This window comes from Nonomuraea endophytica (genome assembly GCF_014203235.1).
Lineage (GTDB): Bacteria > Actinomycetota > Actinomycetes > Streptosporangiales > Streptosporangiaceae > Nonomuraea > Nonomuraea endophytica.
Genome location: NZ_JACHIN010000006.1, coordinates 376,974 through 399,590 on the forward strand (window position 1 = coordinate 376,974; position 22,617 = coordinate 399,590).

Genomic DNA, 22,617 nt, shown 5'->3' on the forward strand with positions numbered 1-22,617 from the left:
TTCAGGGCAGCAGGCCGCGGTCGTAGCCCGCGGCCACGGCCGCGGCCCGATCGGAGACGCCCAGTTTGGCGTAGATGTGCGCCAGGTGCGTCTTGGCCGTGGTCTCGCTGATGAGCAGCGTCGCGGCGGCCTCCCTGTTGGTGTGGCCGCGCGCGACAAGAGAGAGCACGGTGCGCTCGCGTTCGCTGAGCTCGGCCGGGACGGGCTCGCGGGCCGTGCGCACGAGCACCCGCCCGGCCACGGCGGGCGAGAGCACCGACTCGCCCGCCGCCGCGGCCCGCACGGCACGGAAGACGGCCTCGCGCGGCGAGTCCTTGAGCGGGTAGCCGATCGCGCCCGCGGCCAGCGCGGGCAGCACGTCGCCGTCGTAGGTGGTCAGGACGAGCACCCGGGCCGACGGCACCCGCCTGGCCAGCCGCCCGATGAACTCCGCGCCCGCCAGCCCCGGCATGCGCAGGTCGGTCAGCACCACGTCGGGGCGTTCCCGTACGGCCACCGCCAGCCCGGCCTCCCCGTCGCCCGCCTCGCGGACGACCTCCAGTTCGGCCTGCTCGGCGACCATCCCGCGCAGCCCGTCGCGTACCACGGGATGGTCGTCCACGATCACCAGCCGCACGCTCACGTCGCCTCCCGCCCGGCGACGGCCGGGATCGCGGGGACCGTCACGCTGATGGCCGTTGGTCAGCGCTTCCTGCACGGCCCGGAACAACGTCACCTCGACCTCGGGGATGCAGAAGCCGGGCCGAGCCGGTGATGGTGAGCGTGGCGGGCACCTCGTGCGCGGCGCTCCGGCAGCGGATGCCCGGGCTCACTCCGCCGGTTCGCTCGACTCCGGGGTGGGCTCGTCGGTGGGCTGCTGGGTGCCCTCTCCGCTGACCTTGACGTAGGTGGGGTACCGGCCGACGTTCTGGTGGATCACCAGAGTCGCCGAGCCGCTCGCTCCGGTGCTCGCCGGTGCGAACCACACTCTGAGCGTGCACTCGTCGTCGACGTCGAGTGCCTGATCGGCGCAGGCGTTGTCGTGCTGGAAATCGCCGGGATTGTCGCCCTCGAACTCGATGCCGGCGATTTTCAGCGTGGCGGTTCCCGTGCTCAACACGCGCACTTCCTGAGCGCAGCTGTCACCCTCGCAGGAAAAGGTCAGTGATTTCGGGGTTACGGCGATTCCTGCGGCCTTTTTCTGCCCGCCTCCAATTCTCTCGGGAACCGTTTCGCGTTGCGTTTCCGAGCTTCCCGTGTCTCCGGAGCCCCAGGGCAGCGGCACCTGACGGGACGTGATCAGTGCACCGGTGATCGTCGCCGCGGCGGCGATCAGTGCCGCGGCGATCGCCACTCCTCGGGTCGACATGATGCCCCTCCGAACGCTTGCCACGAATCCGGCGGATTCAGTTTTCCGGCGTCACGGCGCGGCGTCCACAGGTTTATCGGGCCACGCCTCGAACGCATTCTCGCTTTTCACCGGGGCCCGCGAATGAGTAGGGCCTACTCATTCCGCCGGGGACGTGGTTTGCGGTAGCGGGCGAACCACGCCCGCGACGAGGGCGGCACGAAGAGCAGCACGATGACGGCAGCTCCGGCCAGCGCCAGGACGAACGTGCCTATGAGAACAGCGGCGGGCGCGCCGGTGCCGCCCGGCCCGTCGGCCAGCCCGTCGGCCAGCGCGGTGCCCGCGTACATGATCACGAAGGCGCCGAAGAAGGCGGCCAGGACGCGGGGGCCGCGCCAGCCCGGCCACAGCCCGCGCGCGATCGCCGCGCCGAGGAGGCCGAAGGCCACCGGCAGCACGGCGCTGCGCGGCAGGCCGCCCGCGATCAGGAGGGCGCCGGTGCCGAGGAGCAGTGCGGCGACGACGCCGACGGCGACCACCGCGCCGATCACGGGTGCGGGGGGCGTGCGTTCACTCATGACACCAACATGGCCGGGACGGGCGGGGGTGAAACCTGATTCATGACCTCCGCCAGAACGAACGTTTACTCATGGAGTTGATCTTGTTAGTATCGGGTTTTTATCGGTGATGATGGATTTTGACTCCATAGACAGAATCCTCGGCGCGCCACCGGCATATCCGGCGTGGCGGGTGGCGCATATGGCCGCTAAGGCGGGGATATTGGCGACCTGGCTGTCCTCGGCGCAGGCTCGGGACATCGAGCTCAGTGACGCGGCGACGGCCTATCTGGAACGGGCCCGCCGCCGGGTCGCGGAGCTGGCCAGGGTGGGTGAGGAGCAGGCCGCGGCGCACGGGCTGACCGTGCTCAAGGGGCGCAGGATCGCCGCCCACATGCCCGGATGGATGCTGCGCCAGTCCGGGGACGCCGACCTGGTCGCGCCCGACGAGGAGGCGCTGTGGCACTGCGTCCTGGACCTGTCGGCGCGTTATGACGCCGTCCCGCAGGGTGTCAGCGTCATGGACGGAGAATTCGGCCGGCATGTCTGCGTGGCCATGAAGTGGCCGGCCGAGGAAGCCCATCTCGACAAACCGATGGGCGCCGACGTCTCCACCTGTGCGTTCACCGGCGACCTGAAGGGCGTTCCGGTAAGGGCCGTTCCGCCGGAACATGATGATTTATGCGGGCTGTTCGCCGTGGCCGAGGAAAGGTTCCAGCGCAAATTCCACATTAAGGACCTCCTCGACTTTTCTGTGCTCGCCGAACTCGCCGAGCGACGCCTGGGCGACGCGCTGGTCAGCGTGGTCCGCGAGCACGCCGAGGCGCTCGCGCTCGCCCCCGAGCTGCGCGCGCTCATCAGGAAGACCGCCCCCTGGTCACCGCTGTCGCGGCGCTGGCGCGAGACCCTCGACGAACTGGGCCCGGCGGGCAAGGCCGAGAAGGCGCGCAGGCGCCCCGGCCGGGCGGGGGTGGCGCGGCTGCGGTTCGGGTTCCCGCTGGACACCGTGCCGAGCCGCGAGATGAGGGCCACCGTCCACCGCCGGCCGGGCGGCGACGTCGCCACCACCCCGCTCGGCAGCTGCCTGCTCGTCGAGAACCCCGTGCTCACCGAGGACGTCGTGGTCGAGGCCGTCGACTACGCACGGACGCTCGCAGCAGAAGGAGGTGAATCCCATGCGTCACATCGTGACCGCTGAATTCAAGATCATGACCACCACGGTCAAGCCCGGCAAGTAGCGGAACGGCGGGACGCTCCTCGGGCCGCTGGGGAGCGACCGCTCATCGTCACCCCTGGAGATCACGCATGACGGCAGGCTCCTACCCCTTCGGCCCACCCGACCTGCTGCGCCTGCACCCCCGTTTCGCGCAGCTGCGCGAGACCGAGCCGCTCTCGCGGGTCCGGATGCCCTACGGCCGCGAAGGCTGGCTCGCGACCCGCTACGAGGACGTGCGCGCGATCATCTCCGACCCGCGCTTCAGCCGGGCGCTGGCGGCCGGCGCCGACGTGCCGCGCATGACGCCCCTGCCCGGCGGCGCCGGCTCCATGGCGATGATGGACGCGCCCGAGCACACCCGGATGCGCCGCCTGGTCTCCAAGGCATTCTCGCTGCGGCGGATCGAGGAGCTGCGGCCCTCGGTGACGGCCCGCGCCGAGACGCTCCTGCGCGACCTGCGCCCACCCGCCGACCTCATGCGGGACTTCGGCACGCCGCTCGCGCTGATGACGATCTGCGACATGCTCGGCGTCCCGTACGGCGAGCGCGACCGGTTCGGCGGCTGGGCCGAGGTCGTGGTGACCACCACCGCCTACACCGCCGATGAGGTCGAGCGCGTCCTGGGAGAGTTCGCCCAGTACCTGCTGGAACTGGTCGAGCGGCGGCGTGCCGTACCTCAGGACGACCTGCTGAGCGAGCTCGTGCACGCCCGCGACAGCGAGCAGCGGCTCAGCGAGCAGGAGCTCGTCACCTTCCTCGGCAGTTCGCTGACCACCGGCCAGGACAACGTGGCCAAGCAGGTCGGCAACATGGCCTACACGCTGCTGACCGAGCCCGGCCTCTACCTGAGCCTGGTCGAACGGCCTCAGGCGATCGCGCGGGCGGTCGAGGAACTGCTGCGCTACCTCGTCGTCAGCCCCGGTCTCGGCATCGCCAGGATCGCCACCGAGGACGTCGAGGTGGGCGGGCGGACCATCCGCGCGGGCGAGGCGGTGCTCGTCTCGTTCGCCTCGGCCAACCGCGACCCCGGCGCCTTCCCCGATCCCGAGTCGATCGACGTGGAGCGTGAGGGCAGCGCGCACCTGACGTTCGGGCCGGGGCTGCACCACTGCCTGGCCGCCTCGCTGGTGCGGATGGAGCTTCAGGAGGCGGTGCGGGCGCTGGTGCGCGTCTGTCCAGATCTGCGGCTGGCCGTACCGGAGGAGGAGGTCGAGTGGCTGACCACGGCGATCACGATCGGACCGGTGCGGCTGCCGGTCCTGTGGTGAGCCTCTGGCGGCACGCCGACTTCGTGCGGCTGTGGTCGGCGAACACCGTCAGCCAGCTCGGCAGCCGCGCCGGCGCGATCGCCGTCCCGCTGGTGGCGGTCACCGCGCTGGCGGCCACGCCCCTGGAGATGGGACTGCTCAACGCCGCCGGCACGGTCGGCGCGCTGCTGTTCGGGCTGCCCGCGGGCGCGTGGGTGGACCGGATGCGGCGCCGGCGCGTCCTGCTCACCGCCGACGTCGCGCGGGCGCTGCTGCTCCTGACGATCCCCCTCGGGTACGCCGCCGGGGTGCTCACCGTCTGGCAGCTTCTCGCCGTCGCCCTGCTGGTGAGCATCGGGACCATCTTCTTCGACGTGGCCCACCTGGCGTACGTGCCGGCGCTGGTCGAGCGGGAGCGGCTGATCGAGACCAACGCCAAGCTGCAGGCCAGCTACTCCGTCGCGGTGGTGACCGGGCCCAGCCTCGGCGGCCTGATCGCCGGGCTGGCGGGCGCGGCCGCCACGGTGTCGGTTACCGCGGTCACGTTCCTGGCCTCGGCCGGGCTGCTGCGCCGTATCCGCACCCCCGATCCCGCCCCGGCCGCGGCGAGCAAGCAGGGGACGCTCGCCGACATCGGCGAGGGGCTGCGCTTCCTGCTGCGCGACCCGGCGCTGCGCGCGATCGGCTTCTGCACCGGCAGCGTCAACCTGTTCATGTCGATGGTCGCGGCGCTGCTGGTGCTGTTCCTGACGCGTGAGCTGGGGCTCTCGCCGCTGATGACCGGCCTGGTGGCCGCCGCGTCCGGCGCGGGCGGGGTGCTCGCGGCGGTGACCGTCAAGAAGTGGACGCGCGCGTTCGGCCCCACCCGCACGATCGTGCTGTCGCTGCTGCTCACCGAGCCGCTCGGCGTGCTGATGGCGCTGTCGTCGCGCGGGTGGGGGGTCGCGCTGTTCGTCTGCGGCTGGTTCGCCTGCGGGTACGGCGGGACGCTCTACAACGTCGTCCAGGTCAGCTACCGGCAGAGCGCCTGCCCCGATCGTCTGCTCGGCCGGGTGCAGGCGGCCAACAGGTTCCTGGCGTTCGCCATGGCTCCCGTCGGCGGGCTGCTGGGCGGCGCGCTGGGCACCTGGCTGGGCGTGCGGCCCACCATCCTGATCGGCGTCCTGGGCGCGGTCGCCTCGACGCTCTGGCTGATCCTGTCCCCGCTGCGGCGGGCGAGCGACACGCCGTCACCCGCCTGAGCCCGATCACACAGCCGCGCCTTAGAGCTCGATCACACGGCCGCGTCGCCGCCGTCGAGGACCAGGTCGGCGCCGGTCATCCAGGACGACTCGTCCGAGGCCAGGAACACGGCGGCGCCCGCGAAGTCGGCGGGGCGGCCCGGACGGCCCAGCGGGATGCCCTTGCTGCGCTCGCGCCACAGGTCGGGCTCGTCGCGCCACTGCGGGGAGTTGGTCTTGGTGGCGGTCAGGCCGGGCGAGATCGTGTTGACCCGGATGCCGTGGCGCGCCAGCTCGTACGCGGCGCTGCGGGTCAGCATCGACAGCCCTGCCTTGCTGGACTGGTAGTGGGCCATCGCGCTGACCGCCTTGAAGGCGCTGATCGAGCTGATGTTGATGACGCTGCCCGGCGCCCCCTCGTCGCGCAGCCGGGCGGCGAAGGCCTGGGTGGCGAAGAACGGGAAGCGCAGGTTGACCGCCATCACCCGCTCGTACTCCTCAGGCGTGAGGTCCAGGAACCCGGTCCTGGTCATCGTGGCGGCGTTGTTGACCAGGATGTCGGCGACGCCCAGCGCCCGGCCCGCCGCCTCCATCAGTTTCTCGACGCCGTCGGGGTCGGCGCCGTCCAGCAGCATGTAGTGCGCCCGCACGCCGTGCTCGCGCAGCTCGGCGAGGGTGTCGCGGGCGGCGTCCTCGTCGCTCAGGGCGGTGAGGAACACCTCGCAGCCCTCGCGGGCGAAGGCCACCGCGATGGCCCGCCCGATGCCGTTGGCGCCGCCGGTGACGATGGCCCGCCGCCCCTTCAACCTGTCCATGTGTCCGCCCATCCGCTGCAGAAGATCGTTTGCCGACACCCTAGCCGCCCGGAACTCCGACAATCAGAACTGTCTTGACAAAAGTTTTTGTCTGCGGAATGCTCGAAGGCATGAACAGAACCCTCCTGATGTGCGGCGTCCTCGCCGGCCCGTTCTACGTCCTGGTCACCCTGGCCCAGGCCGTCACCCGCGAGCCGTTCGACCTCACCCGCCACGCCGCCAGCCTGCTGAGCAACGGCGACCTCGGCTGGATCCAGATCGCCAACTTCGTGATCACCGGAGCGCTCGTCATCGCGTTCTCGTACGCACTCCGGCGGCCCTGGGCCCCCTGGCTGATCCGCGTCTACGGCCTCGGCCTCATCGGCGCCGGAGCCTTCGTCGCCGACCCCGCGCTCGGCTTCCCCGCCGGCACCCCCGGCGGCCCGCCCGCCGTCATCACCTGGCACGGCATGCTGCACTTCGTCGCGGGCGGCGTCGGCTTCCTGTGCATGATCGCCGCCTGCCTGCTCCACGCCCGCCGCCACGCCGCCGAGCGCCGGACCGGCTGGGCGATCTTCTCCGCGCTGACCGGCGTGCTGTTCCTCGCCGCCTTCGCCGGCATCGCTTCCGGCAACGCCTCCGCCCTGGTCAACGTGGCGTTCGCGCTGGCCGTACTGCTGTCGTGGTCCTGGATCTCCGCCACCGCCCTGCGCTTCCTGCGCGAGGCGCGGTGAACCCCGCCGCACCACAGGTACGGCGGGGCGGGAGGGTCAGACCGAGTACCTGCAGAGCAGCGCCTGGCCCACCCCCTGGGAGTAGCTGATGAAGCTCCACGTGGGATGGAAGTACACGCAGGCCTGGCCCGGGTTGCCCGCGCCGGTGAAGACCAGGCCGGGCGTCCCGAAGCGGTAGCAGTTGAGCCAGCCGTTGTAGAAGCCGATGCCGGAGGTCGGGTTGACCTGGGCGGCGCAGTACCCGCCGAGGGTCAGCGGGCTGAAGACGTCCTCGACGACGGCGGTGGCGCGGGCCTGGGCCGGCGCGGTGGACAGGCCGAGCACGCCCAGGGCGAGAAGCACTGTCGAGGCGAGCACGGCGAGACGACGGAGCATGGAACCTCCATGTACCAGGGGGGATGGTGCTTGATCGCAGTATTAAATAGGAAACTTTCCTATGCAATAGATGACTTTCCGCATACACCGGTACGCCGGCGCGACCTCGACCAGAATTGGCCACCGGGCGTTCACGGGCAGTGCCTACTCTTGGGTTTTGACACCCCCGGTCAGGAAAGGGTCGCACCGATGAAAAGACGCAACTTCCTGCGTGCCTCGGTCCTCGGCGCCGGCACCATGGCGCTGCCCTTCACCCTCTGGGAAGGCACGGCGCTGGCCGCGCCCGCCCAGAACGCGCCAAGCCCCTACGGCCCGCTGGGCTCGGCGGACGCCAACGGCATCCTGCTGCCCGCCGGCTTCACCAGCCAGGTGATCGCCCGCTCCGGGCAGACGGTCCCGGGCACCACATTGACCTGGCACAACGCCCCCGACGGCGGCGCCTGCTTCGCCGACGGCGCGGGCTGGATCTACGTCTCCAACTCCGAGATCAACCCCGGCGGCGGCGCGTCGGCGATCCGGTTCAACTCCGCCGGAGCCGTGCAGTCGGCCCAGCGCATCCTCACCGGCACCCGGACGAACTGCGCGGGCGGCAAGACGCCGTGGAACACCTGGCTGTCGTGTGAGGAGGTGAGCAGAGGGTTCGTCTACGAGACCTATCCCTTCGGCGGCGCGGCCGTGCAGCGTGCCGCCATGGGGCGGTTCAAGCACGAGGCCGCGGCGGCCGACCCGGTGCGCCGGGTGATCTACCTGACCGAGGACGAGACCAACGGCAGGTTCTACCGCTTCGTCCCCACGACCTGGGGCAACCTGTCCGCCGGCACCCTGCAGGTGCTGGTCGCCGGCTCGTCCACCTCGGGCTCCTTCAGCTGGGCCAACGTCCCCGACCCCGACGGCTCCCCCACCGCCACCCGCAGCCAGGTCTCCGGCTCCAAGTCCTTCAACGGCGGCGAAGGCTGCCACTACGCCGACGACACCGTCTGGTTCACCACCAAGGGCGACAACCGGCTCTGGCAGCTCAACCTGGCGAACAACACCTACGAACTCGCCTACGACGACAGCCTGGTCAGCCCCGGCAGCCCGCCGCTGACCGGCGTCGACAACGTGACCGGCTCGACCGGCGGCGACCTCTACGTGGCCGAGGACGGCGGCAACATGGAGATCTGCATGATCACCCCGAACGACCAGATCTCGGTGTTCCTGCGCATCAGCGGCCAGGGGTCGTCGGAGATCACCGGCCCGGCGTTCAACCCCGCGGGCAACCGCCTGTACTTCTCCTCCCAGCGCGGCACCAGCGGCTCCTCCTCCGGCGGCATCACCTACTGCGTCACCGGCCCGTTCCGCCCCTGACCGGCCCGGCGCGCCTCAGCTCCATGAGACGCGCCTCAGCGCCATAACCCGTCATCGTCGCCGACCCGGACGGCGGCTACGCGGCTGATGTGCCGGGCGCCACACCGGTCGCCCGGCACCACCAGGTGCGGACCCTGCCCGTCGAGGTCCCGGCAGTCCATGGCGACGGCCGGCAGCACCGCCGCGTTGCCGAACTCCGGGTCGATCTCCCCCCACGACAACCTCACCAGACCGGGCACGGCCGAGGTCTCCACGGACCACCTCCATCTCCTGACGCCAGACGTGCCCGCGAGCCGTCCTCCGCACACTTGGGTACGAGTCCGTGGCCCCGGGGCCATGGCAGTTGCCAGGGTAGAGGGAGACATCCTTACGCAGGTGCGCGCCGGTCGATCCGCCACAGTCGGGCGTTGCTCACTCATGCCCATGCCCGGCGGGGTCAGTCGTCGATGGCCTCGGACAGCGCCGGGTCCAGGGTTTCGAGACGTCCGCGCAGGTACGGCGGCACGCCGGTCAGGCGCAGCTCGCTCCGCTGCCGCAACGTGACCAGGGCGGCCAGGCCGTCGGCGTCCCACGGACCGGCCTCGGTCAGGTCCAGCACGAGTTTGGGCAGCGTCAGGGTGCGCTCCAGCAGTTCCGTGGCCGCGCTCCGGTCGAAGAGGCCGGACAGGCGCAGCACCACACGCCCGTTGACGTGGTCGGGCACGATGCTCGCGGGCTCCCCCTCGGCGCCGGGCAGTGCCATGGCGATGGTGGTGTGCGTGCCGCCGGGGCCGGTGGACAACGTCTGCTCGTCGGCCAGCGTGCGGACGATCCACAGGCCGTGGCCGTGCACGCAGGGCCACGGCTCGCCGGGCGGGACGGCGTCCGCGCGTCCGGGGTCGCTGACGCGGAACCACAACATCCCGTCCCGCGTCCAGAGCGTCACCGTGCCGTGCCCGGCCCCGTGGCGCACCGCGTTCATGGCCAGTTCATGGACGGCGATGACCAGGTCGGCGGCGCGCCCGGCGGGCAGTCCCGCATTCGTGGCGTGCGCCTCGGCGCCGGCTCGCAGCTGGTAGAGGGAGTCGCCGGTGAACTCCTGTCTGAGCAGGACGTCACCGCCGCCGGGCGGATCGACGGCTGGATCGGTACGGGGCTGACCTGGCTGCTCCGCACCGGTCGGCTGGTCAAAGGGCTGGTCACCGTTCATCGGCGGTTTCCACCGTAACACCCGCGATATCGGTCGCCCCGAGCAGCACGAAACGCGCGCTGATCGTGGGGTGGCAGCGCAGCACCACCTTGCGGTCCGGGCAGATGCTGCGGGCGCAGTCGAGGATCATCCGCGTGCAGGCGACGTCGATGAAGGTCAGCTCGGTCATGTTGACGATCACGTCCGCGTCGCCGCGGATGACCTCCGCCAGCGCCAGGGCCAGGGACTCCTCCGCCGTGGAGTCGATCTGCCCGGCCAGCCGGATGCCCGGCGGCGCGTACTGCCGGCAGATGCGCAGCAGCGGATCGTCGTGGTAGGTCGCGGCGGCGACCGAGCGGGTGTGGAAGGCGGACACCGACGCGAGCGTGACCGGGTCGAAGCGCTCGCGGTCGTACTGGCACAGCACCGACACGCGGGTGCCCGCCAGCGTCTCGGCGAGCTGCCGCTCGAAGGCGGGCAGCTGCTCGACGCCCTGGACCGGGCCCAGCGCCCAGCCCATGTCGATCGCCACCCGCAGGCCGCGGTGTGTCTGCTCGGCCTCGTCGCGCTGGGCGCGCAGCCACCGCATGGCGTCCTCCAGCGCGAACTGCCGGCCGGACAGCAGCCCGTCCTGCCAGGCCACGATGCGCATCCGCCCGCTCTCTCCGGCGTGCCGGAGGCCGAGGCCGCGCCGGTCGAGCTCGGCGTAGGCGGCCTGCGGCTCCTCGCTCAGCCACACCACCCGCAGCCCTTCCGCCAGCCCGTCACGGATGTAGGCGGCGGTCAGGTCGAGGTACTCCTCGCGCTCGCCGAAGGTGAGACAGGCGTGGTCGTCCAGTGTCAGATCCGTGATCTGCGAGTCCGCGCCGATCGACCCCACCCACTCTCACTTCCGCGTGTCGCTGTCACAGCTTAGTGATGTTGACCGACTACCACCTCATGGCCGAGTTACGGCGGGTGACTTGACCTGACCCCTTCCCAGCATTCATGATAATCCCGACCGATATAGCAGGAAAAGCGGGAAAGGCGGATGCAGTGCGATCACTCATCCTGCTGGGCCTGGTCGGCCTGGCCGCGCAGCTCGTCGACGGCAGCCTGGGCATGGCCTACGGCGTCACCTCCACCACATTGCTGCTGGCCATCGGCACCAACGCCGCCGCCGCGTCAGCGACCGTCCACCTGGCCGAGATCGGCACCACGCTGGCCTCCGGCATCTCCCACTGGCGCTTCGGCAACGTCGACTGGAAGGTCGTCGCCAAGATCGGCGTTCCCGGCGCGATCGGCGCCTTCGCCGGAGCCACGTTCCTGTCGAGCCTGTCCACCGAGCTCGCCGCCCCGATCATGTCGGTCATCCTGCTGACCCTCGGCGTCTACATCCTCATCCGCTTCACCGCGTTCGGGCTGCCCCGCGGCAACCTGGGCAAGCCGCTGCGCAAGCGCTTCCTCGGCCCGCTCGGCCTCGTGGCCGGGTTCGTGGACGCCACCGGTGGCGGCGGCTGGGGCCCCGTGGGCACCCCCGCCATCCTGGCCAGCGGCCGCATCCCCCCGCGCAAGGTGATCGGCTCGATCGACGCCAGCGAGTTCCTGGTGGCCATCGCGGCCAGCGTCGGCTTCCTGGTCGGCATCGGCTCGGAGAACATCAACTTCGCCTGGGTCGGCGTCCTGCTCCTCGGCGGCGTGATCGCCGCGCCCATCGCCGCCTGGCTGGTCCGGCACATCCCGCCGCGCATCCTGGGCTCGGCCGTCGGCGGCGTGATCATCCTGACGAACGTGCGCACCCTGCTGCGCAGCGACTGGATCGACGCCCCCGGCAACGTGCAGGCCATCGCCTACGTACTCATCGCGCTCCTGTGGGTCGGCGCCATCGTCTACTCGGTGCGCGAGTACCGCCGCGACAAGGCGAACGAGTCGGTGGAGGCCGTGGACTCCGAGCTGGACCGGCAGGAAGAGCCCACCCCGGCCTGAGTCACCCGTGAATCGCCCACGATGCCCCCGGCCGCGAGCCGGGGGCATCGTGCTTTTCCGAAGGAGTGCTTCCTTGAGATCAGCTCACCGCCGCGGGGAACGCTGATGCGGATCTCCGCCAGAACCCAGTACGGGCTGCGCGCCATGTGCGCCCTGGCCACCGCCCCGGCCCCGGTGCACGCCCACCAGATCGCCGCCGACCAGCACATCCCACGCCGCTTCTGCGACAGCATCCTCCTGCACCTACGCCGGGCCGGGCTCATCCGCAGCCAGCGCGGCCCCGACGGCGGCTACTGGCTGGCCCGCCCGGCCGAGGACATCACGCTGGCCGACGTGATCGCCGTGACCGAGGGGGCCGAGCCGCCCGCCGCCCGCTTCCCCGGCGCCGCCGCCCCGCTGACCGAGGTGTGGGAGCGGCTGCACGACTACGAGACGGCGCTGCTGGGCGAGGTCACGCTGGCCGACGTCACCAGTCAGCCTTCGTGCTCCTGACGAACGGCCGGATCTTGACGAAGTACACCACCGCGCCCCAGGTTAGGCCCAGCAGGAGGAAGATCAGCGCGATCCTGCCGTTGCCGGAAGCGGCCGACTCGCTCCTGGCGACGTACTCGGCCGCGGTGTAGACCGGCTTGCCGTCGAGCACGGCCCCGACCGCGTGGATCTTGTTGCTGCCGTCGGGATAGCGGGTGGCCGAGGTGAAGGCCGCCTCGGCGTCCTCGAGGATCTCCAGCCGTACGCGCATGCCCGCCTTGACCCCGCCCCGCGGCGTCGTGTCCAGCCGGAACGAGACGTTCTGCGGGCGGCCGGTCAGCGTGAGCGTGTAGTCGACCCGGCTGGTCTGGCGGTTGCCGCTGCCGACCTGCGTCCTGGAGATGTCGGAGGTGGCGACGATGCCCTCGACCACCTTGACCTCGGCCATGGTAAAGTCCGGCTCGCTCTTCCCGGCCCGGTCGTTGTAGAAGATCGCGAAGCCCAGCAGGACCAGAGCGGGCACGACCCACCGGATGATCGCTTTCACCGGGCGACTATCTCATATCCACGAACATCCGCTCGATCCCATCCAAAGCGATCCTCAGCTTGCCCGCGAACCACTCCTCGTGGCCGGGACCCGCGGCCCGGGTGATGACCTCCAGCACCCGCGGGTCGAAGTTGCCGGTCCAGGCGGGCGGCGGCTCGCGGTCGCCGCCCATCGCGCCGGCCAGCATGAGGTCCCGCGACAGAACGGTGTTGCAGGCCAGGTCCAGGACGAAGTCGACGGCCAGCGTGGCCTTGTCCGGCGGCAGTCCCTGCCCGATCAGGTCGAGGCAGAGCCGGTTGAAGGCGGCGATGAGCTCGTCGTTGGCCAGCAGGCGCCGTCCCGCCGCCATCATGAGGCCCGGGTTGTCGCGCAGGATGCCCCAGACCGTCCAGGCGGCGCCTTCCAGCAGTTCGCGCCAGGGCGCGCCGCCGGCCGGCCAGGCGGCCTGCTTGATCAGCAGCGTCACGCCGGTGTCGACGAGGTCGTCCTGGCCGCCGATGTGGCGGTAGAGGGTCGCCTGGTTGACGCCGAGCCGCCGGGCGATCGCGCTCACGGACAGCTCGACGAACCCGTGCTCGACGACGGCCCTGGCCACGGCCTCCCGGTCGACCACCCGGGGGCGGCCGCCCTTCCTGGTCGGTTCGCGCATGGGCCCAGTATGAAGGTTTTGCGAATGCCATTGCAAAACAGCGTGAGCCGCCACTACGGTAAGGCTTACCTAAGTCCCCGGAGGAGTGCCATGGCGCGGCTACGCGTGCTCTACCTGAGCGTGTTCATCATCTTCCTGGGCCAGCAGACCCTCAACCCGCTGATCGCGCCGCTGGCCCGCGAGGTCGGCCTGGCCGACTGGCAGGTCGGCGTCATGATCAGCACCTCGGCCATTGTCGTGGTGCTCACCAGCCAGTTCTGGGGCCGCAGGTCCGCCCAGTGGGGCCGCAAGCCGGTGCTGGTCGGCGCCCTGACCGGGGCCACGGTGGCGATGCTGGCCTTCGCCGTCCTCGCGCACCTCGGGATCGCCGCCGTGCTCTCGGGCGCGCTGCTGTTCGGCCTGTTCGTGCTGACCAGGGGTGTGCTGTTCGGCGTCGCGTTCGCGGCGGTGCCGCCCACCGCCCAGGCGTACGCCGCCGACGCCACCGAGACCGAGCGCGACCGGCTGGCCGCGATGGCGGCGATCGGCGCCTCCCAGGGCATCGCGATGATCGCCGGAGCCGGCGTGGGCGGGCTGCTCGGCGGCTTCGGCATGCTCACGCCGCTCTACGCCGTCCCGCTGATCCTCGCCGTCGGCGCCGTGCTCGTCGCGGTCCTGGTCAAGCCGCAGGACGCCCGCGAGCTGGTGGCCGCGCCGCCCCGCGTGCGTCCGCTGGACCGGCGGGTGTGGCCGTACCTGCTGACGGGGTTCGGGATGTTCACCGCGCTCGGGTTCGTGCAGATCCTCATCGGCTTCCTGCTGCAGGACCGCAACGGCCTGTCGGCCACCCAGACCGCGGGCGCCACGGGCGGCACCCTCCTCGCGGCCGGGGTCGGCATGCTGCTCGCGCAGGTGGTGATCGTGCCCAGGGCCGGCTGGCCCGCGCGGCGGCTGATGCGCGCCGGCGCCCTGGTCGCGCTGGGCGGCCTGGCGCTGCTGCTGCCGGACATCGGCCTGCCGGTGTTCGTCGCGGCCGTGCTGATCATCGGCCTCGGGCTCGGGCTGGCCATCCCCGGCTACACGGCGGGGCCGACGTTCGCGATGACCAAGGAGGAGCAGGGCGGCCTGGCCGGGGTGGTGGCCGCGAACAACGCGCTCACCTTCGTGCTCGCGCCCACCCTCGCCACCGCCCTGTACGCGCTGTCGCCCCTGGTCCCGCTCGTCACCGCCGTCGCCATCATGTGCCTGGTGATCGTCCTGCTCTACGCCCACCCGCTCCTCAGGCACGACGGCGCCAGGCCCGAGGAGCCCGCCGAAGCGCGGCAGGGATAAAGTGGCTGGCCGACGACTGAGAGTGAGGGGACGCGGTGGCTCGGGCCAGGCCGGCGGGACAACGGCGCGCGCAGTTGCTCGACGCGGCGGAGGCGCTGATGCTCAGGGCCGGGGTCGAGTCGCTGACGGTCGATGACGTCACCGCCGCGGCCGGAGTCGCCAAGGGCACCTTCTACCTGCACTTCTCCAGCAAGGACGACCTGGTCGGCGCGCTCAGGGACCGTTACGTGGAGCGGTTCGCCGCCCGGCAGATCCAGATCGCGGGCTCGGCGGACGGGGTCGAGCGGGTCGAGCGGTGGATGCTGGCCGGCATCGCCGAGTATCTCGGCGACATGCGGCTGCACGACGTGCTGTTCCACAGCTCCGCCCGGCCGGAGCGGCCTGGACCCAATCCGGCCGTGGAGGCGATCGTCGCGCTGCTGGCCGATGCGGGCGCGGCCGTACCCGATCCGGAGGCGACGGCGGTCGTGCTCTACCACGTGATGCACGGCAGCGCCGACCACGTCTACCACTTCCCCGGGGACCGGGAGCGGCTGATGGCCGAGGCCGCGCGCCTGTGCCGCGCCCTCGTCACGATCTAGACCGCCACCGGCGGGACACGCGGGGGCGAGGTGTCCACTGTTGGCCAGGTGACCGTGGTTGACGGACGGTCCTGACGGGCAAAAGTCGCTGGGTGGGCGTCCCCGGTCCCGGATCGGGTGCTCCAGCAGGCCGCCGTCATCGCTGGGTCCACCGACGGTCTCGTCCTGCCTGGAGGTATGCACATGCTCCGTCATCCGTTACCGGTGCTCGCCGGCGTGGTCGCGCTGGCGTCGGCGGTGCTGGCCGCGCCCGCCTACGCCGCCTTCCCCGGCAGCAACGGCCCGATCTACTTCGTCGACCAGACGACCGACCCGGACAAGGAGATCTACCGGATCAACCCGGACGGCGGCGGCCTGACCAAGCTCACCGACAACGAGGTCGCCGACTCCAACGCCGCGGCCAACGCCGACAACACGCGCGTGGCCTTCACCCGCTTCGGCGACGGCTCCCACCAGCTCTGGACGATGAACCCGGACGGCTCCGGGCAGACCCAGGTGGACACCGGCGGCCCCGTCGTGGACGCGCCCGTCGACTGGTCGCCGGACGGCACGAAGATCATCTACCGGGCGGGCGACAGCACCCTGACGGTGATCGGCCCGGACGGCTCCGGCCGTACCTCACTCGGCGTGTACGGCGACGCCCCCGCGTGGTCGCCCGACGGCGACCGGATCGCCTTCCGCGACCCCACCCGCAACATCTCCGTCATGAACGCCGACGGCTCCGGCGAGACCCAGCTCACCGGCTACAGCGGCAACGACGGCGCTGGACTGCCCGACTGGTCGCCCGACGGCACCAAGATCACCTACGGCTGGACGCGCTTCGCCCCCAACCGCGCCCAGATCTACGTGATGAACGCCGACGGCAGCGGCCAGACCAACCTGTCCAACGACGTCACGTTCAGCAGCGCGCCCCGCTGGTCGCCCGACGGCGCCAAGATCGCCTACACCTCCGACAACGACCTGTTCACCATGAACACCAACGGCACCGGCAAGAGCGCGCTGGCCGTCATCCCCGGCTTCCAGTTCACGATCGACTGGGCCCCGGCCGGCGCCACGGACGTCGCCGTGGACCTGGCCGCGCAGCCTCGCCTCGGCCTGCTGGTCCCCTACCTGAGCTACCGCATGACCGCGCGCAACGCCGGTCCCGGCCCGCTCACCTCGGCCACGCTGACCGCGACGCTGCCGCCCGGCAGGACCGCCACCAACCTCTCCCCCGGCTGCACGTCCGTCCCCGGCTCCGTCACCTGCGCCTACACCGCGCTCGCGGCCGGCGCGTCGGCGACCGCGACCTTCCGGCTCCCGCTCGGCCTGCTCAGCCTCGGCAACGTGACCGTCACCGCGACCCGCACCGCCTCGGCGCCCGCCGACCCCAACCCGGCCAACGACAGCGACGCCGCCCCCTGCACGGTCATCACCGTCCTGCTCGCCACCTGCGCCTGACCCCTTTTCCCGGTACGGCTCCCGCTCCTCCGCTACGGCTCGCTTTTCCGGTACGGCTCCCGCCCGCGGGAGCCGTCAGGGGGCGTTGCGCTGGATCCAGGCGCCGATCTGGACCCGGGAGGAGATGGCGAGCTTGGTGAGGATGTTCTCCATGTGGGTGTCCACGGTGCGCTTGGCGATGCCGAGCCGCTCGGCGATCTGCCGGTTGGTCAGGCCCTGGGACACCAGCCGGGCGATCTCGTACTCGCGTTTGGTCAGCGGCTCCGGAACGCTCTGCGCGGGGGCGGGCGGGTCGGACTCGGCGAGGATGCCGGCCAGGGTGCGTTCGAGGCCGATCTGGTGGCCGATGCGGCGCTGGGCGTCGAAGACCTCCTCGCCCAGCGCGTCCCTGCACTGCTGCTCCATGATCTCCCTGATGAGCGTGTGCTGGGGGCCGAACATGGAGATGCCGCTGACGGTCCGCGCGTCCTCGACGGAGCCGATCAAGCGCGCGGCCGCCTCCGGTGTGCCGAGGTTGAGCAGGCAGCCGCCGTAGAACTCCAGGGCGAGCGCGATGCCGAGCATGTCGTCGAGGTCGTGCTTGACGCGCAGGGCCTCGCGCAGCCGGAGCAGGCCGGCCGACGGTTCGCCGCTGAGCATGAGCGTCATGCCCCACACCGCCTCGGCGTAGGAGCGGGCCCACAGCTCTCCGGCCTCCGCCCCGGCCGCCACCACAGCGGCGGTCTGCTCGACGGCGCCGTCGAAGTCGCCCTGCAGGGCGGCGACCACCGCGATGAACACCGGCCCGAGCGGGACGAGCACGTCGCGGGTCTCCAGCCCCGCGTGGATCGCGCGGCCTTCCTCCAGTCGGGTACGCGCCTCGGCCAGCTGACCGGCGAACAGCCCGGCGATGCCGTCGACCAGGGCGATGTACCCCTTGAGCGGCTCGTCGCCGGTCGACTCGGCGAGGGCGGCGGCCCGGTCGAGCAGTGGCCGGGCGGCGTCGGCCTCGTCGTGCATGACGATGAACAGCGCGCGCATGGTCAGGCCCTCGCCGGAGGCGGTGGTGTCGGGGAAGGCCCGCCCGGCCCAGTAGCGGGCCTCGCCGATGAGCCCGTGCATCGCGATGAGTCTCGCGACGGTGAGGAACACCTCCTCGTGCCGGCCGCCGCGCAGCAGGTGATCGCAGGCCTCGCGGATCTGGTGCTGCTCCCGTGCGTACCAGTCCAGCCAGCCCACCTGCGCGCCGGTCGACAGGTCGCGGCGGGCCTGTTCGGCGTTCTCGACCAGCCAGTCGGCGATCCTGGAGCGCAGCGTGTCGCGCTCGCCGCGCCGTTCGAGCTCGCGGGCGCCGAACTCCCTGACGGTGTCCAGCAGGCGGAAGCGGGCGTCGTCCTGGCTGCCGGTGCGCAGCACGATGGACTGGTCGACGAGGCTGGACAGCGTCGCGACCACGTCGTGCAGGGGCAGCTGCCCGTCGGCGCAGACGTGCTCGACGATGTCGAGGTCGAAGTCGCCGGTCAGCGCGGACAGCCGCGCCCACAGGAGCTTCTCCTGGGGCGAGCACAGCTCGAAGCTCCAGCCGATCGTGGCGTCGAGGGTCTGGTGGCGGCCGCGGCGGCCGCGCCTGCTGGGCACCTCCAGGATCCGGTGGTCGAGCCTGGCCAGGATCTGCTCGGCCGACAGGGTGCGTACGTGGGCGGCGGCCAGTTCGAGGGCGAGCGGGATGCCGTCGAGACGCTCGCAGAGCCGGTGCACGGGTTGCAGGTTGGTGGTGGTCAGCCGCCAGTCGTGGGCGACGGCGGTGGCGCGGTCGGCGAACAGCCTGGCCGCCTCCGACAGCTCGGGCTCGTCGGCGGCCGCGGGAGGCTCGCAGGTCAGCGGGCCGATGCCGAGGACGTGCTCGCCGGGGATGTTGAGCGGGATGCGGGTGGTGGTCAGGATGGTCAGGCGGGGTGCGGCGCGCAGGAGGTGCTCGGTGAGGTCGGCGCACGCGTCGACCAGGTGCTCGCAGGTGTCGAGGATCAGGAGCAGGTGGCGGGTGGACAGGTACTCGACCAGGATCGTGCCCGGGGCGCCGACGTTCTGCGCGCTCAGGCCCAGCGACTCGCAGACCGTGGTGGCGATCAGGTCGGCCTCGTGCAGGGCGCCGAGGTCGATGAAGCAGATCCCGTCGGCGTAGTTCTCGGCCGTCTGCGCGACCGCCTGGATGGCCAGCCGCGTTTTGCCGACGCCACCCGGTCCGGCCAGGGTAATCAGCCGGGATTGATGGAACAGTCGCAGAATCTCGTGCAGCTCGGCGTTCCTGCCGATGAAGCTCGTGAATTCCGCAGGCAGCCGCCCCATCCGCCGCTCTGTTGCCGAAATCATCACCCCGGGATCGTAACCGGCCGGTCACGGCCCGGATAGGGCATCGAACGGCTCCGAATGGGACACGCCGAATTTCCCGATTGAACCATCGGTGAATGACCCGCTGAACGTCCCCTTTGGTTGACATATCTGCATTTTTCGGGATATCGCTGATTGATCCTGATAGCTTCCTGGGCGCATGGGGGCAATTCTTACCCGGGGGAGAAGAATGTGGCGCCTGGTCGCGGCTACTGCCGTGCTCATGGCACTCGGTTATGGCACGGTCGCCGGTGACGACGACCTTTTCCCTTTCGGGCCAATGGTGCAGTACGCGTTCAGCATCCCTCCCGACGGCGAGATCCGATCGCTGATCATGGAGGCCGACACCACGGCGGGCGCCCGCGTGGAGATCCCGATCGAGCCCTACTACGTCGGCATCCGCCGCGCCGAGCTCGAAGGCCAGCTCGGGCGCTACATGGCCGAGCCGTCCCTGCTGCAGGAACTCGCCGACAACCACGCCAGGATCCGCCCGCAGGACCCTCGGCTGACCAAGATCTACGTGATCACCAAGGTCATCACGCTGAGGGACCGGCGCCCGGCGTCGGCGCACCACGTGGAGAGGGTGACATGGCAGGTCCGCTGACAAGCTGGTGGTTCCCGCAGGAGCCGCTGCGGCGCGTCCGTCTCCTGGGGGTCGTCGTCTATCTGTTCCTGCCGGTGGACATGATCCTGTTCACCGGCGGCGTGTGGGGCCACGCGCACGGCTCGTCCATCTACCGGCCGGTCCTGGTGGCACGCCTGCTCCACCTGCCCGGGGCTGGCACTGCGCTGGTGTACACGCTGTTCGCGGTCGTCGTGCTCGGCGCGCTCGTCGCCGCCGCCGGCCGGCTGCCGAGGGTGGCGGGGTACGTGGTCGCGCTCGGATACACCTACTGGGCCGTGCTCGCGATGTCGTACGGCAAGGTCGACCACGACCACCTGGCCCTGATCGTCACCCTCTTCGTCCTGCCCACCGTGGGCCGCGCCACCGTCAGGACGCTGCCCACCGCGGACCAGCCCACCGTCAGGACGCTGCCCACCGTCCGGACGCTGCCCACCGCGGGACGTGCCACTGGCAAGACGCCGGGCCCCGGCGGGGCGTCAACGTGCGGGCAGGCGGCGGGGTGGGCGTTGCGGTGTGTGCAGATCGCCGTCGTGGCCACCTACTTCCTGTCCGCCTACGCGAAGATCCGGCACGGCGGGTGGGAGTGGCCCAACGGCGCCACGTTCCAGTGGGCGGTCACCCGGCGGGGCACGTTCTTCGGGCACTTCGTCGCGGGCATCCCCGGCGCGCTGCTCATCGGCCAGTGGGTGGTGCTGCTGGCCGAGACGGCCTCGCCGGTCCTGCTGTTCCTGCGCGGCAGGGCGCTGTACGCCGGGGTGGCGTTCTTCCTCGCCTTCCACGTCGTGACCTGGGCGGCGATCACGATCCACTTCCTGCCGCACGTGATCTGCCTGGCCGCGTTCCTACCTCTTGAGCGGGTCGTCCAGCGCGCACGCCGCGGTGCCGCCGGGCAGCCGGTGCCGGTTGCCTGCGACAAGGCGGTAGACGCCGTGGGCTAGCCAGCGGACCGGCGGCAGCCGCAGGATCGCGCCGATCGGGCTCCAGGGCAGGCCGGCGTGGAGGAGGAGCTTGGCGACCGCCTGGGCGCCGCCGTACACGCCACTGCCGGACACCCACAGCAGCTCGTGGCGCGCCCGCTCCTCGGTCACGCCGAGGGCGGCCAGGTCGGCCGCCTGCCAGGCGGTGATCCGCGCCCGGACGCGCATGCGCCGCTCGATGAAGCGCACGCACGTCGTGCAGAACCCGCAGTCTCCGTCGTAGACGAGCACGGCTGTCATGTACCCAACCTAACCCCAGCGCCGGAGCGGGCGGCGTCGAGGAGGTCCCGGGTGCGGGGGTGGGCGGTCATCGCCGAACGCGGCGGCGTGATCAGCGTCGCGGCGGCGATCCCCATGTTCATCGACCACGCCGACTCCAGCGCCGAGCGGGTCGTCGACCAGATCGAGCACCTGGTGAACGTGGCCGGCGCCGACCACGCCGGCCTCGGCCCCGACTTCATCGAGGACTACTTCCGGCAGGCCTTCGGCGGCCGGCCGGCGCGGACTCCCGGCATCAGGGACGGCTTCACCCCCGCCGAGATCGAACGCCCCGCCGACCTGCCCAAGATCACCGAGACCATGGCGCGCCGGGACTTCGCCGAGGCCGACATCAGGAAGATCCTCGGCGAGAACGTCATGCGGGTGCTGCGCGGGGTGATGGGCCGCCCGCTCTGCTCGGGGTCAGCGCGTGCCGTTCATGCCGGTGTGGTCCTCGTCGACGATGTCGGCCGCGGAGATCACGATGCGCGGGTCGGGGGTCTTGACCACGGTCTCGTCCTTGTCCTCGTAGTCGAACAGGCTCAGGACGTGGCGCATCGCCTCCGTCCTGGCGCGCTTCTTGTCGTTGCTCTTGATCACCGTCCAGGGCGCGATCTCGGTGTCGGTGTGCAGGAACATGTCCTCCTTGGCGGCCGTGTACTCGTTCCACCGGTCCAGCGACTCCAGGTCCATGGGCGACAGCTTCCACTGCCGGACCGGGTCGACCTGCCGGATGATGAACCGGGTGCGCTGCTCGGCGCGCGAGACCGAGAACCACAGCTTGACCAGGTGGATCCCCGACTCGACCAGCATCCGCTCGAACAGCGGCGCCTGCTCGACGAACTCGAGATACTGCCTCTCCGTGCAGAAGCCCATCACCCGCTCCACCCCGGCGCGGTTGTACCAGGAGCGGTCGAACATCACGATCTCCCCCGCCGACGGCAGGTGAGCGACGTAGCGCTGGAAGTACCACTGGGTCCGCTCGCGCTCGCTGGGCTTCTCCAGGGCGACGACCGTGGCTCCGCGCGGGTTGAGGTGCTCGGTGAACCTCTTGATCGTGCCGCCCTTGCCCGCGGCGTCGCGGCCCTCGAACAGGATCACCAGCCGCCCGCCGGTGTGCTTGATCCAGTACTGCAGCTTGAGCAGCTCGATCTGCAGCAGCCGCTTGTCGTGGTCGTAGCGGGCGCGGTCCATCCTTTCGGCGTACGGGTAGTGCTCGCGCCAGGTGGACACCGCCTGGCCGTCGGCGCGGATCAGGACCGGGTCGTCGTCGTCGGAGTTGTCCACGGTCAGCCCGGGGGTGATCTCCAGCAGGTGGCTGTCCTCGGCGGCGGTCTGCGGATCGATGACCCCCTCTCCGATCGGGGGCGTGCTCCGCCCGTGCGCGGCGGCCTCAGTGTTTCCCATGTCACCCAGGTACCCGCGTACGCCCAAGACCTTC

Annotated in this window: 26 protein-coding genes and 1 pseudogene; 13 read left to right on the top strand and 14 right to left on the bottom strand. The window is 71.1% G+C overall.

Going from position 1 to position 22,617, the window contains the following annotated elements; translation table 11 throughout:
* Position 1 precedes the first annotated feature (1 nt).
* The 3 genes from HNR40_RS23875 to HNR40_RS23885 form a co-directional block, all read right to left on the bottom strand.
* Positions 2 to 622 carry a response regulator gene (locus HNR40_RS23875; RefSeq protein ID WP_184965369.1) on the bottom strand — a complete coding sequence of 207 codons (621 nt, stop codon included), beginning with the start codon at positions 620 to 622 and terminating at the stop codon, positions 2 to 4.
* 186 nt (positions 623 to 808) lie between these two features.
* Complete coding sequence (locus HNR40_RS23880) at positions 809 to 1,333, bottom strand: choice-of-anchor D domain-containing protein (RefSeq protein ID WP_221340742.1); 525 nt, start codon at positions 1,331 to 1,333, stop codon at positions 809 to 811.
* A 149-nt stretch (positions 1,334 to 1,482) separates the two neighbouring features.
* Positions 1,483 to 1,905, bottom strand: coding sequence for a hypothetical protein (locus HNR40_RS23885; RefSeq protein WP_184964887.1), 423 nt, complete (start codon positions 1,903 to 1,905; stop codon positions 1,483 to 1,485).
* 181 nt (positions 1,906 to 2,086) lie between these two features.
* Here HNR40_RS23885 and HNR40_RS23890 point away from each other — a divergent pair, with 181 nt between their 5' ends.
* From HNR40_RS23890 to HNR40_RS23900, 3 genes are all read left to right on the top strand, one after another.
* A complete protein-coding gene (locus HNR40_RS23890) occupies positions 2,087 to 3,082 on the top strand; it encodes a hypothetical protein (RefSeq protein ID WP_184964889.1) in 996 nt (331 codons plus the stop codon).
* Positions 3,083 to 3,189: 107 nt separating this feature from the next.
* Entirely contained in the window at positions 3,190 to 4,368 is a 1,179-nt protein-coding gene (locus HNR40_RS23895; RefSeq protein WP_184964891.1) for a cytochrome P450, read from the top strand.
* On the top strand, positions 4,365 to 5,588 hold the full coding sequence (locus tag HNR40_RS23900) for an MFS transporter (RefSeq protein WP_184964893.1): 1,224 nt from the start codon (positions 4,365 to 4,367) through the stop codon (positions 5,586 to 5,588). Before HNR40_RS23895 ends, HNR40_RS23900 begins: the two co-directional genes overlap by 4 nt.
* 32 nt (positions 5,589 to 5,620) lie before the next feature.
* Here the strand turns inward: HNR40_RS23900 and HNR40_RS23905 are convergent, their stop codons facing one another.
* On the bottom strand, positions 5,621 to 6,382 hold the full coding sequence (locus HNR40_RS23905) for an SDR family NAD(P)-dependent oxidoreductase (protein ID WP_184964895.1): 762 nt from the start codon (positions 6,380 to 6,382) through the stop codon (positions 5,621 to 5,623).
* Positions 6,383 to 6,492: 110 nt separating this feature from the next.
* On the opposite strand from HNR40_RS23905, the gene HNR40_RS23910 reads away from it, so the two are divergent.
* Positions 6,493 to 7,095 carry a DUF998 domain-containing protein gene (locus HNR40_RS23910; protein ID WP_246509385.1) on the top strand — a complete coding sequence of 201 codons (603 nt, stop codon included), beginning with the start codon at positions 6,493 to 6,495 and terminating at the stop codon, positions 7,093 to 7,095.
* 36 nt (positions 7,096 to 7,131) lie between these two features.
* Here HNR40_RS23910 and HNR40_RS23915 read toward each other — a convergent pair whose 3' ends face one another.
* On the bottom strand, positions 7,132 to 7,470 hold the full coding sequence (locus tag HNR40_RS23915) for a hypothetical protein (protein WP_184964900.1): 339 nt from the start codon (positions 7,468 to 7,470) through the stop codon (positions 7,132 to 7,134).
* Positions 7,471 to 7,659: 189 nt separating this feature from the next.
* Here HNR40_RS23915 and HNR40_RS23920 point away from each other — a divergent pair, with 189 nt between their 5' ends.
* Entirely contained in the window at positions 7,660 to 8,817 is a 1,158-nt protein-coding gene (locus HNR40_RS23920) for an alkaline phosphatase PhoX (protein WP_184964902.1), read from the top strand.
* Positions 8,818 to 8,852: 35 nt separating this feature from the next.
* Here the strand turns inward: HNR40_RS23920 and HNR40_RS23925 are convergent, their stop codons facing one another.
* The 3 genes from HNR40_RS23925 to HNR40_RS23935 all read right to left on the bottom strand — a co-directional run bounded on the left by HNR40_RS23925 (position 8,853) and on the right by HNR40_RS23935 (position 10,865).
* The gene (locus HNR40_RS23925; RefSeq protein ID WP_184964904.1) at positions 8,853 to 9,071 is read right to left on the bottom strand and encodes a hypothetical protein; all 219 of its coding nucleotides are present in this window, start codon (positions 9,069 to 9,071) and stop codon (positions 8,853 to 8,855) included.
* Between the two features lie 182 nt (positions 9,072 to 9,253).
* Complete coding sequence (locus tag HNR40_RS53660; protein ID WP_221340743.1) at positions 9,254 to 10,006, bottom strand: ATP-binding protein; 753 nt, start codon at positions 10,004 to 10,006, stop codon at positions 9,254 to 9,256.
* Positions 9,996 to 10,865 carry an MEDS and STAS domain-containing protein gene (locus tag HNR40_RS23935; RefSeq protein ID WP_184964906.1) on the bottom strand — a complete coding sequence of 290 codons (870 nt, stop codon included), beginning with the start codon at positions 10,863 to 10,865 and terminating at the stop codon, positions 9,996 to 9,998. Before HNR40_RS23935 ends, HNR40_RS53660 begins: the two co-directional genes overlap by 11 nt.
* Positions 10,866 to 11,020: 155 nt before the next feature.
* On the opposite strand from HNR40_RS23935, the gene HNR40_RS23940 reads away from it, so the two are divergent.
* Together HNR40_RS23940 and HNR40_RS23945 are read left to right on the top strand one after the other, a co-directional pair.
* The gene (locus tag HNR40_RS23940; protein ID WP_184964908.1) at positions 11,021 to 11,950 is read left to right on the top strand and encodes a sulfite exporter TauE/SafE family protein; all 930 of its coding nucleotides are present in this window, start codon (positions 11,021 to 11,023) and stop codon (positions 11,948 to 11,950) included.
* 105 nt (positions 11,951 to 12,055) lie between these two features.
* A complete protein-coding gene (locus HNR40_RS23945; RefSeq protein ID WP_184964910.1) occupies positions 12,056 to 12,442 on the top strand; it encodes an RrF2 family transcriptional regulator in 387 nt (128 codons plus the stop codon).
* On the opposite strand, the gene HNR40_RS23950 is transcribed toward HNR40_RS23945, so the two are convergent.
* Both HNR40_RS23950 and HNR40_RS23955 read right to left on the bottom strand, forming a co-directional pair.
* Positions 12,417 to 12,968, bottom strand: a complete 552-nt coding sequence (locus HNR40_RS23950; protein ID WP_184964912.1) for a hypothetical protein — start codon at positions 12,966 to 12,968, stop codon at positions 12,417 to 12,419. The genes HNR40_RS23945 and HNR40_RS23950 overlap by 26 nt on opposite strands.
* 7 nt (positions 12,969 to 12,975) lie before the next feature.
* On the bottom strand, positions 12,976 to 13,617 hold the full coding sequence (locus HNR40_RS23955) for a TetR/AcrR family transcriptional regulator (protein ID WP_184964914.1): 642 nt from the start codon (positions 13,615 to 13,617) through the stop codon (positions 12,976 to 12,978).
* Between the two features lie 90 nt (positions 13,618 to 13,707).
* Between HNR40_RS23955 and HNR40_RS23960 the strand changes: the two genes are divergently transcribed.
* The 3 genes from HNR40_RS23960 to HNR40_RS23970 all read left to right on the top strand — a co-directional run bounded on the left by HNR40_RS23960 (position 13,708) and on the right by HNR40_RS23970 (position 16,949).
* Positions 13,708 to 14,928, top strand: coding sequence for an MFS transporter (locus HNR40_RS23960; protein WP_221340745.1), 1,221 nt, complete (start codon positions 13,708 to 13,710; stop codon positions 14,926 to 14,928).
* A gap of 35 nt (positions 14,929 to 14,963) precedes the next feature.
* Complete coding sequence (locus HNR40_RS23965; protein WP_184964918.1) at positions 14,964 to 15,509, top strand: TetR/AcrR family transcriptional regulator; 546 nt, start codon at positions 14,964 to 14,966, stop codon at positions 15,507 to 15,509.
* Between the two features lie 183 nt (positions 15,510 to 15,692).
* Positions 15,693 to 16,949 carry a beta-propeller domain-containing protein gene (locus HNR40_RS23970; protein WP_184964920.1) on the top strand — a complete coding sequence of 419 codons (1,257 nt, stop codon included), beginning with the start codon at positions 15,693 to 15,695 and terminating at the stop codon, positions 16,947 to 16,949.
* A 75-nt stretch (positions 16,950 to 17,024) separates the two neighbouring features.
* Here the strand turns inward: HNR40_RS23970 and HNR40_RS23975 are convergent, their stop codons facing one another.
* Complete coding sequence (locus tag HNR40_RS23975; RefSeq protein WP_184964922.1) at positions 17,025 to 19,298, bottom strand: LuxR C-terminal-related transcriptional regulator; 2,274 nt, start codon at positions 19,296 to 19,298, stop codon at positions 17,025 to 17,027.
* A gap of 208 nt (positions 19,299 to 19,506) precedes the next feature.
* Between HNR40_RS23975 and HNR40_RS23980 the strand changes: the two genes are divergently transcribed.
* Positions 19,507 to 19,920, top strand: coding sequence for a hypothetical protein (locus tag HNR40_RS23980; protein WP_184964924.1), 414 nt, complete (start codon positions 19,507 to 19,509; stop codon positions 19,918 to 19,920).
* Positions 19,905 to 20,879 (top strand): HTTM domain-containing protein, encoded by a 975-nt coding sequence (locus tag HNR40_RS23985; RefSeq protein ID WP_184964926.1) that lies wholly within the window; start codon positions 19,905 to 19,907, stop codon positions 20,877 to 20,879. The genes HNR40_RS23980 and HNR40_RS23985 overlap by 16 nt, the downstream gene beginning before the upstream one ends.
* On the opposite strand, the gene HNR40_RS23990 is transcribed toward HNR40_RS23985, so the two are convergent.
* Together HNR40_RS23990 and HNR40_RS54880 are read right to left on the bottom strand one after the other, a co-directional pair.
* Positions 20,784 to 21,158, bottom strand: coding sequence for a thiol-disulfide oxidoreductase DCC family protein (locus tag HNR40_RS23990; RefSeq protein ID WP_184964928.1), 375 nt, complete (start codon positions 21,156 to 21,158; stop codon positions 20,784 to 20,786). The two genes, HNR40_RS23985 and HNR40_RS23990, sit on opposite strands and share 96 nt — an antisense overlap.
* Positions 21,155 to 21,379 carry a hypothetical protein gene (locus HNR40_RS54880; RefSeq protein ID WP_246509386.1) on the bottom strand — a complete coding sequence of 75 codons (225 nt, stop codon included), beginning with the start codon at positions 21,377 to 21,379 and terminating at the stop codon, positions 21,155 to 21,157. The genes HNR40_RS23990 and HNR40_RS54880 overlap by 4 nt, the downstream gene beginning before the upstream one ends.
* Here HNR40_RS54880 and HNR40_RS57880 point away from each other — a divergent pair.
* Positions 21,273 to 21,515 (top strand): annotated as a pseudogene (locus tag HNR40_RS57880) (hypothetical protein); the annotation flags it as partial. The gene HNR40_RS54880 and the pseudogene HNR40_RS57880 sit on opposite strands and share 107 nt — an antisense overlap.
* Positions 21,516 to 21,599: 84 nt before the next feature.
* On the opposite strand, the gene ppk2 reads toward HNR40_RS57880, so the two are convergent.
* Positions 21,600 to 22,583, bottom strand: a complete 984-nt coding sequence (ppk2, locus tag HNR40_RS24000) for a polyphosphate kinase 2 (RefSeq protein WP_184964930.1) — start codon at positions 22,581 to 22,583, stop codon at positions 21,600 to 21,602.
* Positions 22,584 to 22,617 lie beyond the last annotated feature (34 nt).

Bases quoted from the DNA above. Each gene is read 5' to 3' on its own strand.
- HNR40_RS23885 (WP_184964887.1), bottom strand. From the start codon at position 1,905: ATGAGTGAACGCACGCCCCCCGCACCCGTGATCGGCGCGGTGGTCGCC.
- HNR40_RS23990 (WP_184964928.1), bottom strand. From the start codon at position 21,158: ATGACAGCCGTGCTCGTCTACGACGGAGACTGCGGGTTCTGCACGACG.
- HNR40_RS23905 (WP_184964895.1), bottom strand. From the start codon at position 6,382: ATGGACAGGTTGAAGGGGCGGCGGGCCATCGTCACCGGCGGCGCCAAC.
- HNR40_RS23890 (WP_184964889.1), top strand. From the start codon at position 2,087: ATGGCCGCTAAGGCGGGGATATTGGCGACCTGGCTGTCCTCGGCGCAG.
- HNR40_RS23910 (WP_246509385.1), top strand. From the start codon at position 6,493: ATGAACAGAACCCTCCTGATGTGCGGCGTCCTCGCCGGCCCGTTCTAC.
- HNR40_RS23975 (WP_184964922.1), bottom strand. From the start codon at position 19,298: ATGATTTCGGCAACAGAGCGGCGGATGGGGCGGCTGCCTGCGGAATTC.
- HNR40_RS23915 (WP_184964900.1), bottom strand. From the start codon at position 7,470: ATGCTCCGTCGTCTCGCCGTGCTCGCCTCGACAGTGCTTCTCGCCCTG.
- HNR40_RS23920 (WP_184964902.1), top strand. From the start codon at position 7,660: ATGAAAAGACGCAACTTCCTGCGTGCCTCGGTCCTCGGCGCCGGCACC.
- HNR40_RS23960 (WP_221340745.1), top strand. From the start codon at position 13,708: ATGGCGCGGCTACGCGTGCTCTACCTGAGCGTGTTCATCATCTTCCTG.
- HNR40_RS23970 (WP_184964920.1), top strand. From the start codon at position 15,693: ATGCTCCGTCATCCGTTACCGGTGCTCGCCGGCGTGGTCGCGCTGGCG.
- HNR40_RS54880 (WP_246509386.1), bottom strand. From the start codon at position 21,379: ATGAAGTCGGGGCCGAGGCCGGCGTGGTCGGCGCCGGCCACGTTCACC.
- ppk2 (WP_184964930.1), bottom strand. From the start codon at position 22,583: ATGGGAAACACTGAGGCCGCCGCGCACGGGCGGAGCACGCCCCCGATC.
- HNR40_RS23945 (WP_184964910.1), top strand. From the start codon at position 12,056: ATGCGGATCTCCGCCAGAACCCAGTACGGGCTGCGCGCCATGTGCGCC.
- HNR40_RS23895 (WP_184964891.1), top strand. From the start codon at position 3,190: ATGACGGCAGGCTCCTACCCCTTCGGCCCACCCGACCTGCTGCGCCTG.
- HNR40_RS53660 (WP_221340743.1), bottom strand. From the start codon at position 10,006: ATGAACGGTGACCAGCCCTTTGACCAGCCGACCGGTGCGGAGCAGCCA.
- HNR40_RS23985 (WP_184964926.1), top strand. From the start codon at position 19,905: ATGGCAGGTCCGCTGACAAGCTGGTGGTTCCCGCAGGAGCCGCTGCGG.
- HNR40_RS23955 (WP_184964914.1), bottom strand. From the start codon at position 13,617: ATGCGCGAACCGACCAGGAAGGGCGGCCGCCCCCGGGTGGTCGACCGG.
- HNR40_RS23980 (WP_184964924.1), top strand. From the start codon at position 19,507: ATGTGGCGCCTGGTCGCGGCTACTGCCGTGCTCATGGCACTCGGTTAT.